The sequence below is a fragment of the Citricoccus nitrophenolicus genome (assembly GCF_047305825.1).
GTDB classification, from domain to species: Bacteria; Actinomycetota; Actinomycetes; order Actinomycetales; family Micrococcaceae; genus Citricoccus; species Citricoccus nitrophenolicus.
Genome location: NZ_CP063070.1, coordinates 510,888 through 522,825, shown reverse-complemented (window position 1 = coordinate 522,825; position 11,938 = coordinate 510,888). Strand labels below are relative to the sequence as shown.

At 69.7% G+C, this 11,938-nt stretch carries 9 protein-coding genes; 4 read left to right on the top strand and 5 right to left on the bottom strand.

Annotated elements, in window-relative coordinates; translation table 11 throughout:
- Both IMT31_RS02390 and IMT31_RS02385 read left to right on the top strand, forming a co-directional pair.
- On the top strand, positions 1-3,096 hold the full coding sequence (locus tag IMT31_RS02390) for a bifunctional [glutamine synthetase] adenylyltransferase/[glutamine synthetase]-adenylyl-L-tyrosine phosphorylase (RefSeq protein ID WP_413543627.1): 3,096 nt from the start codon (positions 1-3) through the stop codon (positions 3,094-3,096).
- Positions 3,097-3,241: 145 nt separating this feature from the next.
- Complete coding sequence (locus tag IMT31_RS02385) at positions 3,242-4,504, top strand: M14 family zinc carboxypeptidase (RefSeq protein WP_413543626.1); 1,263 nt, start codon at positions 3,242-3,244, stop codon at positions 4,502-4,504.
- 21 nt (positions 4,505-4,525) lie between these two features.
- On the opposite strand, the gene IMT31_RS02380 is transcribed toward IMT31_RS02385, so the two are convergent.
- Together IMT31_RS02380 and glnA are read right to left on the bottom strand one after the other, a co-directional pair.
- Complete coding sequence (locus IMT31_RS02380) at positions 4,526-5,509, bottom strand: LLM class flavin-dependent oxidoreductase (protein WP_413543625.1); 984 nt, start codon at positions 5,507-5,509, stop codon at positions 4,526-4,528.
- Between the two features lie 174 nt (positions 5,510-5,683).
- Positions 5,684-7,108: a type I glutamate--ammonia ligase gene (gene glnA, locus IMT31_RS02375; RefSeq protein ID WP_413543624.1), complete on the bottom strand. Its 1,425-nt coding sequence runs from the start codon at positions 7,106-7,108 to the stop codon at positions 5,684-5,686.
- Positions 7,109-7,221: 113 nt separating this feature from the next.
- Between glnA and IMT31_RS02370 the strand changes: the two genes are divergently transcribed.
- The gene (locus IMT31_RS02370; RefSeq protein ID WP_413543623.1) at positions 7,222-7,752 is read left to right on the top strand and encodes an RDD family protein; all 531 of its coding nucleotides are present in this window, start codon (positions 7,222-7,224) and stop codon (positions 7,750-7,752) included.
- 19 nt (positions 7,753-7,771) lie between these two features.
- Here IMT31_RS02370 and IMT31_RS02365 read toward each other — a convergent pair whose 3' ends face one another.
- The 3 genes from IMT31_RS02365 to lipB are packed head-to-tail and all read right to left on the bottom strand — an operon-like array spanning position 7,772 to position 10,362.
- Complete coding sequence (locus IMT31_RS02365) at positions 7,772-8,596, bottom strand: DUF4191 domain-containing protein (RefSeq protein WP_413543622.1); 825 nt, start codon at positions 8,594-8,596, stop codon at positions 7,772-7,774.
- 12 nt (positions 8,597-8,608) lie between these two features.
- Positions 8,609-9,613, bottom strand: a complete 1,005-nt coding sequence (lipA, locus tag IMT31_RS02360) for a lipoyl synthase (protein WP_345356490.1) — start codon at positions 9,611-9,613, stop codon at positions 8,609-8,611.
- Positions 9,610-10,362 (bottom strand): lipoyl(octanoyl) transferase LipB, encoded by a 753-nt coding sequence (gene lipB / locus IMT31_RS02355; protein WP_413543621.1) that lies wholly within the window; start codon positions 10,360-10,362, stop codon positions 9,610-9,612. The genes lipA and lipB overlap by 4 nt, the downstream gene beginning before the upstream one ends.
- Before the next feature lie 113 nt (positions 10,363-10,475).
- Between lipB and IMT31_RS02350 the strand changes: the two genes are divergently transcribed.
- On the top strand, positions 10,476-11,912 hold the full coding sequence (locus IMT31_RS02350; RefSeq protein ID WP_345356496.1) for a serine/threonine-protein kinase: 1,437 nt from the start codon (positions 10,476-10,478) through the stop codon (positions 11,910-11,912).
- Positions 11,913-11,938: the final 26 nt, after the last annotated feature.

Genomic DNA, 11,938 nt, shown 5'->3' with positions numbered 1-11,938 from the left:
ATGGCTGCTGCTGCGGACGGCGCCGGCCCCGGGCGCAAGGCGCTCGTCAGCGCCGGCTTCGCGGACTGGGCCAAGGCACGCGACCTCCTGGCCTCTCCGGAGCTCGAGGCACTGGACCGGGACACGCTGGTCAGGGTCCTCACGGGGGCACCCGATCCGGACCAGGCCCTGATCCTGCTGATCAGGCTACTGGAGCGCGCTCCCTCCGTGGCGGGGGTACTGGGAGACCGGGCCCGCTCCCTGGCGCTGGTCCGGCTGCTCGGAACCTCCGAGGCCTTGGGCGAGTTCCTCATCCGCCGCCCTGACCACGTGGACCTGCTGACGGATCCGGACGCTGCCGCGGCCACGGCCCCGGTCCTGGGCCCGTCCGGGCTCGCCGCCGACCCCCTGCCCTTGCGGTCCCTGCTCCTCGGGTCCGTGGGGGCGGATCCTGACGCGGCGCGCCCCGTGTCCACCCTGCGCGGCAAGGAGGCCGCGGCAGCGCTGCGGGTCGCCTACCGCCGTCAACTCACGGCGCTGGCCATTCAGGACGTGATGGCCGTCGATCCGCGGGCGGCCGAACCGGCCGTCGCCGCGTGGCTGGCGGATCTCGCCGGCGCCGCGATCGAGGCGGGCCTGGCCGCCTCCCGCGCGGACGCCGTCGAGCAGTTCGGCCCGGACGCCGCCCAGGTGGGGTTGGCCGTCATCGGGATGGGCAAGTGCGGCGCACGGGAGCTGAACTACATCTCGGACGTGGACGTCATCTTCGTCCACGATTCCTCCCTCGGGGACGAGCACCGCTCCGCCTCGATCGCCTCCGCGCTGGCCTCGGGCATCTCGAAGTACGCCACCGCCGCCGCCCCGGAGCAGGGGTTGTGGGAGATTGATGCGAACCTGCGGCCCGAGGGCAAGGACGGCGCCCTGTCCCGTACGGTCGACTCGCACGCAGAGTACTACCGGCGCTGGGCGCACACCTGGGAGTTCCAGGCGCTGCTCAAGGCACGGCCCATCGCCGGAGACCCCGGCCTGGGCCGGGAGTACATCGAGACCATCTGGCCCCTGGTGTGGACCAGCTCGGAGCGGGAGGGGTTCGTCGCCTCGGTGCAGGCGATGCGGCGCCGCGTGATGGAGAACATCGCCCATCAGAACCGGGACCGGGAGATCAAGCTCGGGGCCGGAGGCCTGCGGGACGTGGAGTTCACCGTCCAATTGCTGCAGCTGGTGCACGGCAAGACCGTGGAGTCCGTGCGCGTCCGGAACACGCTGGAGGCCATCCGCGCGCTGGAGGAGCGCTCCTTCATCGGACGGGCGGACGCGGAGTCCTTCGCCGGGGCCTACCGGTACCTGCGGCTGCTGGAACACCGGATCCAGCTCGTCCATCTGCGACGAACCCACCTCATGCCGGACAAGCCCCAGGCACTGTGGGTTCTGGCCAGGGCGGCACGGGGCCCGGGGGAGCCAGGCCCCACCGGCGCCGACGGGCTGACCACCATGTGGAAGCGCACCCGCAAGACGGTCCTCTCGCTGCACGAGAAGATCTTCTATCGTCCGTTGCTGTCCACCACAGCGGCTCTCTCCGCGGACGAGGCGCGGCTGACCCCGGAGGCGGTGCGCCAGCGACTGGCGGCGCTGGGATACCTGGACCCGGCCGGGGCCCTGAAGCATATCGAGGCGCTGACCACGGGGGTCTCCCGCCGGGCCGCCCTACAACGCCAACTGTTGCCGGTGATGCTCGGATGGCTCGCCAATGGCCCCCATCCGGACGGCGGCCTACTGGGCTTCCGCCGACTCTCGGAATCGCTCGGCTCCTCTCCCTGGTTCCTGGGCATGCTCCGGGACTCCTCGGCCGCAGCCGAGCGGCTCTGCCAGATCCTCTCCCTGTCCACTTACATCTCGGACCTGCTCGAACACCGGCCGGAGGCTGCGGCGTGGCTGGGGCAGGACCGAGACCTGGTGCCGATGCCGTTCGAGTCCCAGTGGCAGGAGATCCGGGCCAAGATGTCCCGGCACCCGGATCCTGACGAGGCCATCCGCCAGATCCGGCTCATCCGGCAGCGGGAGATCCTGCGCACAGCCATCGCGGACGCCGCGGGACTGCTGGACCAGGAGTCGGTGGGGCGGGCCCTGTCCGATGCCGACCGCGCTGCCGTGCTCGGAGCCCTGCACGTGGCCGAGATCTCGCAGTTCGGGCGCCCCGAGCATCGCGCCGACGGCCCAGTCGGCGGGGGCCTGGCGGAAGAGATGACTGACGTCCTCGTGGTGGCGATGGGCCGTCAGGGCGGCCGGGAGATCGGCTACGGCTCCGATCTGGACGTGCTCTTCGTCCACCGGCCCCGCGAGGGGGTGGATCAGGACGCGGCCCAACGCCAGGCCGTGGAGTTGTCCAAGCAGGTCACTGGGCTGCTGACGAAGCCGTGTAGGCCTTCCGTGCTGGGCGAGCGACCCCTCGTGATGGACGCGGACCTCCGGCCGGAGGGCAAGAAGGGCCCGCTCGTCCGGTCACTGGACTCCTACCGGGAGTACTACCGCCGCTGGGCCGAGATCTGGGAGATCCAGGCCCTGCTGAAGGCCCGCCCCATCGCCGGCAGTGCGGACCTGGCTGAGGAGTTCACGGCCTGGGCGGACTCCGTGCGGTATGCGGGAGACCCCGGCGCGGCCTCCATCCGCGAGATCCGGCGGATCAAGGCGCGCGTGGAGTCCGAGCGGCTTCCCCGCGGCGCCGATCCGGCCCGGCACCTGAAACTGGGCCGCGGCGGCCTGACGGATGTGGAGTGGCTGGTGCAGACCCTGCAGCTACAACACGCGGCCGAGCACGCCTCGCTGAGGACGACGTCCAGCATGGCCGCCCTGAGGGCCCTCGTTCAGGAGGGGATCCTCCCGGCGGAGGACGCCGAGGTGCTGGACCGGGCCTGGCACCTGGCCACGCGGATCCGCGCCGGGAACATCGTCTGGTCCGGCAAGCCCTCGGACACACTGCCCACCAAACGCCAGGACCTGGAGGCCGTGGCCCGCTGGTGCGGCTACGAGCAGGGCCAGGCGGCTGAGCTGGAGGAGGACTACCTGCGCTCCACCCGCCACGCCCGGCACGTCTTCGAGAAGCACTTCTACGGCATCTGAAGCCGACCTGGGCATTCAGCTCCCGCCCAGCAGGTCTTGAGCTCGCAGGGGGAATCCGGATAGGTTCTCTCCACGCACCGCTCCATGACTTGTCATCCCCGGCCACCGCCGCGAGTCATGACCACCCACCTTCATCTGGAGCGTCATGCCCATCTGCACCCGGATTCCCGAACCCACCACCGCGCGCCGCCGCGGCGCCGCCCTGACCTGGGTGGCCGTACCTGCCCTCGCGGCCGGCCTGCTGACAGGGGCGCCCGCCGCCGCGGCGCCCGGCCCCACCATCCATGCCCAGGGGCAAGGGACCTGTACGCCCTTGGAGGAGCCCTCGGCAGCCGGATGGTCCAGTTACGCGGACGTGCAACGAACCCTCGGACAGATCGAACGGACCAGCCAGGGCCGCGTGGCGGTGGATTCGATCGGCACCACCCGTCAGGGGAGGGACATCCTGGCGGCCCGCGTCGGCTCGGGGGACCGCGTCGTGGTGGTCACCGGAGCCATCCACGGCAACGAACGCACCGGTGTGGAGGCCCAACTGGCCCTGCTCAAGTCCCTGGGGACTGACAACCCCGCGAGCCGGGAGATCCTCCAGGGGGTCACCCTCGTGGCGATCCCCATGCTCAATCCGGACGGGGTGGAGCTGAACCGACGCATCAATGACGTCACCTGGGCCGAGACAGTGGCGGACTTCCCCCAACTGGCCGCGGCGGACCCGGCCTGGTACTACCGGACGTCCAACCTCGGCTCCGACCTCCCCGGCTACGATCTGAACCGGGACTTCCACCCAGACCTGGACTATGTGCCCCAGGCGGAGGACCTTCCCGGGACGTCCACCGATCCCGGGTTCTACCTCAACCCGGAGTCTCGAGCCGTGCGGGACGCGTACGTGGAGCTGCAGTCCGAGTTCGGCACCGTGGACGCGGTGGTCGACCTGCATCACATGGGCGCCTGCAACGAGCAGACCGGGGGGCCGCAGGACGGCAAGCAGGTCACGATCGCCATCGACTATCCGCCACTCGGGGTCGGAGACGGGGCGAAGTACCTGGAGGACTATCCCAGCCTGGACCAGGACGACTCTCGCCGCCACGCACTGGCCATCATGAACGGCCTGCGGGAGAACGTCGGGGCACAGTCACCACTGGCCGGTGTGGTGCGGTACCTGCATCCCGAGGAACGGGAGTTCGCCGGTCAGGGGAGGTCTGCCTTCGCCCTGAACGGCTCGGCCTCCGTCCTGTTCGAGGTCCGGGGCCAGACCCAGTCCTTCGGCCAGAAGCAGAAGGGGATGCTGACGAAGACCGTGGAGACCGGACTGAGGTCCCTGCTCGAATCGATGGCAGACGGCAGCGTCGACCGCCTCGACGGCGACGACTTCTACGACTACCCGGACTATGGATGGGACACCGCCGGCTAGGCACCGTCCCGGTCGGTCCGTCTACCGGGAGATGACGTGCTCGCCCAGCAGCTCGAGGGTGCGGTGCCGGGCCGCGAGGTCCGGAGCGGCGTTGGTGACGATCAGTTCGTCCGCCTGGACCCGTTCACGGAACTCGTCCAGGTAGGACCTGACCGTCTCGATGGTGCCGACCGCGGTGTACTTCATCATGGACAGCACCTGCTCGCCGCCGGCGGAGTGCAGCAGCATGGTGACGTCCTCCTCGCTGAGGTCCCGGCCCCGGCCGAGCATCTGCCGGATGCGGTGACGACGGGCGATCTCCAGCTGCGCGTGGGCCTCCGACTCGGTGTCCGCGGCGATCACGTTGAGTGCGGCGATGAAATGTGGTTCGGGGTAGTCCTCGGATGGTTCGAACGACTCCCGGTACAGGCGGGCGGCGTGCTCCAGCATCTGCGGGGCGAAGTGCGAGGCGAAGGAGTACCCGAGGCCAAGCGCCGCCGCGAGCTGGGCACCGTACTGTGAGGATCCGAGCACGAACAGGGGGACATCGGTGCCGCTGCCGGGGAAGGCGTCCACGCCGGGAATGAGGGTCTCGCCCTTGAGGTAGCCCCGGAGTTCCTTGATGTCCCGCGGGAAGGTGTCCGCCGCGGAGGGGTCGCGGCGCAGGGCCATCATGGTCCGCTGGTCCGTTCCCGGCGCTCGGCCCAGCCCGAGGTCGATCCGGCCCGGGTGGATCTCCGCGAGGGTGCCGAACTGCTCGGCGATCACCAGGGGGGAGTGGTTGGGCAGCATGATGCCGCCCGAGCCCAGCCGGATCGTCGAGGTCTGATCCGCCACATGGCCGATCAGCACCGAGGTGGCGGAGGACGCGATGGAGGGGAAGTTGTGGTGCTCCGCGAACCAGATCCGGTGGAAACCCTGCTCCTCCGCCTTCTGAGCCAGCTCCACACTGGCGGCCACCGCTTGGGCGACGGGTTGTCCCGGCAGGACGGTGGACAGATCGAGGACGGACAGCGGGTAACTCACGCAGGAACCTTTCACAGGGGGAACTCTCCTGAGACACAGCCTTGCCGGCCGTGCGAATATTCCCCGGAGTCCCAGGCGTGGGAGAACGACGGCGGCGCTCGGGCGACCTGCACAGGTCGCCCGAGCGCCGCCGTCGGGAGGTGTTCCGGTCACCGGCCCGCGGGCCGGCGGGGGTCACACGCCGTAGTAGAGCTCGAACTCGTACGGGTTCGGGCGGATGGACAGCGGGAGGATCTCGTTCTCCCGCTTGTACTCGATCCAGGCCTCGATGAGGTCTTCGGTGAAGACGTCCCCGGCCAGCAGGAACTCGTGGTCCTCCTCCAGGGCGCGCAGGGCCTCCTCGAGAGAGGCGGGGGCCTTCTGGATGGTGGCGGCCTCCTCGGCGGGCAGCTCGTACAGGTCCTTGTCGATCGGCTCGGCCGGCTCGATCCGGTTGCGGATGCCGTCCAGGCCGGCCATGAGCTGTGCGGCGAAGGCCAGGTAGGGGTTGCCGGACGGGTCCGGGGCGCGGAACTCCAGGCGCTTGGCCTTCGGGTTGGAGCCGGTGATCGGGATGCGGATCGCGGCCGAGCGGTTGCCCTGGGAGTAGACCATGTTGATGGGGGCCTCGAAGCCCTTCACCAGCCGGCGGTAGGAGTTCACCGTGGGGTTGGTGAAGGCCAGGATGGCGGAGGCGTGCTTCAGCAGGCCGCCGATGTACCAGCGGGCGGTGTCCGAGAGGTTGGCGTAGCCCTTCTCGTCATAGAACAGCGGCTCGCCGGCGTTCCACAGCGACTGGTGGCAGTGCATCCCCGAGCCGTTGTCCCCGAAGACCGGCTTCGGCATGAAGGTGGCCGTCTTGCCGAAGGCCTCCGCGGTGTTCTTCACCACGTACTTGAACTTCATCAGATCGTCCGCGGCGTGGGTCAGGGTGTTGAACTTGTAGTTGATCTCGGCCTGTCCGGCGGCGCCGACCTCGTGGTGGGACCGCTCGACCTCCAGGCCGACCTCGTCCAGGGCCACGCAGATCGCATCCCGCAGGTCCGCCTGCTTGTCCACGGGGGAGACGGGGAAGTAGCCGCCCTTGACCCCGGTCTTGTGGCCCAGGTTGCCGCCCTCCTCGACGCGGCCGGAGTTCCACCAGGCCTCATCCGAGTCGACGGAGTAGAAGCTGTGGTTCGGCGTGGAGGAGTAGCGCACGTCCTCGAAGATGAAGAACTCGGCCTCGGAGGCGAAGTTCGCGGTGTCGGCGATGCCGGTGGAGGCCAGGTACTCCTCAGCCTTCTGGGCCACGCCGCGGGGATCGCGGTGGTATGGCTCGCCGGTGCGCGGGTTCACGATCGAGAAGCTCATGACCAGCGTCTTCTCCACCCGGAACGGGTCCAGATAGGCCGTGGCCACATCCGGGAGCAGCTGCATGTCCGATTCGGCGATGCCCTGGAAGCCGCGGATGGAGGAGCCGTCAAACAGCTGGCCGTTCACGAAGAAGTCCTCGTCCACCGCCTTCGCGGGGAGGTTGAAGTGCTGCTGGACGCCTGGCAGGTCCGTGAAGCGGACGTCGACGAAGACGACCTCCTCATCCTGGATGTACTGCAGGACTTCCTGGGCGGTGGTGAACATCTGTGGTGCTCCTCGGGTTTCGGTAGTGTGTCCACTCTATCGAGACGCCGTAACCCGACGGTGTCGTTGATGTTTCCGGCGTGTAACGTAGCCCGACTCGGTAGAGTGGAGCGGTGGCACGATCCCCCCAGAACCCCCCTGGCGCCGATGACGGCGCGCACTCCTCCCGGCCCCGTACCAGCGGCCGCGGCTCCCAGGACCCGCTGGTCACCCGCCGGGACATGGCGGGTTGGGTGGGCGGGTCTCGTCGGCCGAACGCCGCCGGGCGCTGGCCCGGCGAGCGGCTGGGGCTGGCCCAGCACGGTCCCACGTCCATGGCCGGCTGGGGTCGGCGGATCCTCGCGGTGGTGATCGACTGGTCCATCGCGCTGCTCATCAGCAACCTGTGGTTCGAGGGACACCCGCTGGTGACCCTCGGGTTCTACATCCTGATGCAGGTGGTGTTGTTGGGCCTGCTGGGCACCACCGTGGGCAAGCGGATCGCCGGGATCCAGGTGGTCCGTGTGGGCGGGGCCATGGCGGGGCCGGTCAGGGTGCTGATCCGCACCGCGCTGTGGTGCCTGGTGGTGACGCCCTTCATGGTCGACCCGGACGGCCGCGGCGTGCATGACCGGGTGGCCGGTACCGTGCAGATCCGGATGTGACGTGTTCGTCCCGGCGGGCCTAGCGGCCGCGCATGGACTTGCGGTCCGGGCGGGCCCGGTACGGATCGATCCCCTTCGGGATCGGCATCTTCGTGGAGCCCAGGGAGCTCAGCCGCTTGTCGACCGCCTGGACCTCCTGCTTGGTGAGGGTCTTCTTCATCCGCTTCAGCGTCTTGGACAACTGGTGCAACTCAATCTGGTCATCACCGTGGCCCGTGGCGAGCACCTGGATCGGCACATTGGGCAGGAAGCGCTGCATGTTCCGGCGCTCCTTCTCGACGAGCGGCCGCACCCGGTTGGTGGGCCCCTCGGTGACCAGCACCACGCCGGGGCGGCCGACGGCGCGGAAGACCGCGTCCTGGGTCTTGGGGCTCACGGCCACCGGTTGCTCCGGGATGATCCACCCGCGGCGCAGGGTGGACAGCGCGGCGCCGGCGGCACCCGGGCGCCCGTCGATGCGGGCGAAGGCCGCCTTCTCGGCCATGCGGTTCATGATGACCACCGCGGCGAGCAGGCCGAACGGGATGGCGATGAGCAGCCACGTGATCCAGTTGTTCAGCAGCAGTCCGACCACGAGCCCGATGACCAGGACGGCAACGAAGGCCAGGGACATCCACAGCACGACCTTCGGGTCGTGGGCGCGGGTCATGGAGAAGACCTCGCCGAGCTGCTTGAAGACGCCGGGCTTCTTGGTGGCCTTCTTCCGGGCCTTGGTCTCGGCCTTGTTCTCCTTCGCCCGGTCCTTGTCCTGCTGACGGCGGGACCGTTGCTCGGCCTTGACGGCCTTCAGCCTTTCACGGGTCGATGCGGAGGAGGATGCTGCGGATTCTTTGCTGTTGGCCATAGTGTGCCCAGTCTACCGGCCGGCGAGCAGGGTCGCGGCCTCCTGCCGCGTGGAGCCGGACTCCTCGATGTGGGCCAGGTTGGCCGGCATCGGCCGGCCCAACCTGCGCATGGCGGTGGCGTAGAGGCGGCCGGCTCGGTAGGAGGACCGCACGAGCGGCCCGGCCATGACGCCCGCGAAGCCGATCTCCTCGGCGCGTTGGGACCAGTGCACGAACTCCTCCGGCTTCACCCAACGGTCGATCGGGTGGTGCAGCTTCGAGGGGCGCACGTACTGCGTCACCGTGATGATGTCACAGCCGGCCTCGTGCAGGTCCACCAGGGCCTGGTCGATCTCCTGGTCCTCCTCGCCCATGCCCAGGATGAGGTTGGACTTGGTGAGCAGTCCGTCAGCCTTGGCCATGCTCAGCACCTGCAGTGACTTCTCATAGGTGAAGGCCGGTCGGATGGCCTTGAAGATCCGGGGCACCGTCTCGAGGTTGTGCGCGAAGACCTCGGGTCGGGCATCGAAGACCACCTGCACGAGCTTCGGGTCGGCCCCGAAGTCAGGGGGCAGGATCTCGATGCCGGTGTTGGGGTTCAGTTCGTGGACCTTGCGGATGGTCTCGGCGTACAGCCAGGCGGCCCCGTCCTTCTGATCGTCCCGGGCCACGCCCGTGACGGTGGTGTAGCGCAGGTTCATCTCGCGGATGTTCTCCGCCACGCGCCGCGGTTCGTCGAGGTCCAGGGGTTCGGGCTTGCCGGTGGCGATGTCGCAGAATCCGCAGCGGCGGGTGCAGGTGTCACCGCCGATGAGGAAGGTGGCCTCCCGGTCTTCCCAGCATTCGAAGATGTTGGGGCAACCGGCCTCCTCACACACCGTGTGCAGACCGGAGGACTTCACCTTGTTCTTGAGGTCGATGTACTCCGGGCCGATCTCCACCCTGGCCTTGATCCAGTCCGGCTTGCGTTCCACGGGGACTTCGGCGTTGCGGGCCTCGACGCGCAGGAGTCGGCGGCCTTCGGGGGATGCGCTCACTGAAGCGATTCCTTTCGCAGGGGGGTCATGACGGGGGCGCCGCTGAGGGACCCGGTCAACTGCTCCGGGTCGACCGGTGCGAGGTGACCGGGGGCCAGCGCGACGAAGTGTTCCTGGACCGTGGCCAGCACGTCCGCTGGGGTGATGGTCCGGCCGGTCTCGGACGAGAGGGTCGTGGAGCCGGCATCCGAGATGCCGCAGGCCACGATGTGCTCGTAGGCATCCAGGGTGTTGCTGCAGTTCAGGGCGAATCCGTGCATCGAGACGCCGTGGTTGACCCGCAGGCCGATGGCGGCGATCTTCCGGTCCGGCGTCCTTCGGCCCTGGCCGTCCACGCCGCCGAGGATCCAGACACCCGAGCGTCCGTCCACCCGTTCGCCGGTCAGGCCGAGGTCCGCCAGGGTACGGATGAGGACCTCCTCCAGGAACCAGACATATTCCTTCACGGCGGCCGGATCCGCCAGCCGGACCACCGGATAGCAGACCAGCTGACCCGGGCCGTGCCACGTGAGCTTGCCGCCTCGGTCCACATCCACCACGGGGGACCCGTCGTCCGGAAGGTCCGCTGGCTCCGTGCGCTTCCCGGCGGTGTAGACGGCGGTGTGCTCGAGGAGCAGGACGGCGCCAGGGGAGGAGCCCTCGACCACACGGGCATGCAGGTCCTGTTGGAGGTCCCATGCCGACCGGTAGTCGACGGTGTCAGGGGAGAGTCCCAGGACGCGGAACGGCGGCATGGTCGTTGCGGGCATGGCCTCACTCTATCTCCCTGCCGGGAGGCCTGTGGATAGTCCCTGCAGGCTGGTCACATGCGGGGCAGGATGGAGCGCACAGGGTGAACGGAGCGACTGCCGAGGGAGTTCGGATGCAGGAGACGAAGCCACCGCCGCGGGTTCCGGGGTGGGAGGTGCTGCGGGAGCTGGGCCGTGGCGGCAGCTCGACCGTGTGGCTCGTGGCCGATGCCGAGGGGGCACAGGCGGCCCTGAAGATCCCGGATCGGCCGGCCGAGGGACCCGCTGCCGTGCTGGACATCGAGATGCGCGCCGTGGGGGACCTCCGCCACGACCATGTGGTGCCGCCTCTCGGGGTGGTGGAGACCGACGCCGGCCCCGGTCTGCTCAGCGAGTACCACCCGGGCGGTTCCCTCGGTTCGCTCGTGCGAGCAGCGGGGCCCCTGCCGCTGGGGCAGGTCATCACCGTCTTGGTGCCGGTGGCGCAGGCGCTGCAGGCCCTCCACGAACACGGTGTGGTCCACGGGGATGTGTCCCCGGGAAACATCCTCTTCACGGTCCAAGGACGGCCCGCGCTGGCGGACCTGGGCTCATCCCGAGTCCTGGGAGGAGCGGAAGAACACCGGTTCGGGACCCCGGGGTTCTCAGCCCCGGAGATGGCCGACGGCGGCGGACCGGGTCTCGCTCGGCACGGCGCCCGGAGCGCCGGGCCGGCCGGCCTGAACCCGGCAGCCGACCTGTACTCCCTGGCCGCCGTGGGCTGGTACGCCCTGACCGGTCGGGCTCCCGCCCGGACGGCGTCCCGGGCACCACTGCCGATGATCCTGCCGGAGGTCCCCCGGGAGGTCGTCGAACTGCTGGAGGCCGGCCTTGACGATGACCCGCAGCGCCGGCCCGGTGCCGAGCACTTCGCGGTGGCCTGCTTCCGCTGGGCGGCGCCGGAACCCCTCGATCTGTACCCAGCGGCCACGCCGGAGGTCGCCCGGGAGCTGCCCACCCGCCGTCGGGCCCCCGAACCGGCCGGGAAACGCGTGACGGGACGGAGGCTCGCGGTGGCCGGCGGATCCCTCGTGCTGGCGGCCGTGCTGGCCTGGGGTGCCCTGGCGTTCCTGGGCCGCGGCGACTCGCCGGCACCGCCCACGGCGACATCGACACCGGCCGCGGAGCCGGACGTGGTGGAGGCGGTGGAGCCGATGGAGGTGCGCCGTGCCGTCGAGTCCATCGGTCCCGCCCGGGCTGCGGCCCTCAGCTCCCTGGAGGTGGACCAGCTGGCCTCCTACAGCCTGCCCGACTCGCCCGCCTTCGAGGCCGACGCGGCACTTCAGGAGCAACTGGCGGATCAGGGACTGCGCTTCGAGGGACTGCAGTTGGAGACCGCGGTGACGGGAGACATCTCGCAGGAGGACCCGCGGCACGTCTCCGCGCCGATTCGGTTGCGGATCGCCCCGTACCGGACCGTCGACTCCTCGGGAGACACCGTGGCGACGGCAGAGGGCCCCACGGTCGAACGGTTCACCGTCCACCTGGAACTCACCGGGCAGGGATGGCGGGTGCGGCAGATCGAGCCCTGATGCAGAAAGGCGGCCGACCGGTGATC

Excerpts from the sequence above, each read along its gene's own strand:
- IMT31_RS02390 (WP_413543627.1), top strand. The coding sequence starts at position 1 with ATGGCTGCTGCTGCGGACGGCGCCGGCCCCGGGCGCAAGGCGCTCGTC.
- IMT31_RS02385 (WP_413543626.1), top strand. The coding sequence starts at position 3,242 with ATGCCCATCTGCACCCGGATTCCCGAACCCACCACCGCGCGCCGCCGC.
- glnA (WP_413543624.1), bottom strand. The coding sequence starts at position 7,108 with ATGTTCACCACCGCCCAGGAAGTCCTGCAGTACATCCAGGATGAGGAG.
- IMT31_RS02365 (WP_413543622.1), bottom strand. The coding sequence starts at position 8,596 with ATGGCCAACAGCAAAGAATCCGCAGCATCCTCCTCCGCATCGACCCGT.
- lipB (WP_413543621.1), bottom strand. The coding sequence starts at position 10,362 with ATGCCCGCAACGACCATGCCGCCGTTCCGCGTCCTGGGACTCTCCCCT.
- IMT31_RS02350 (WP_345356496.1), top strand. The coding sequence starts at position 10,476 with ATGCAGGAGACGAAGCCACCGCCGCGGGTTCCGGGGTGGGAGGTGCTG.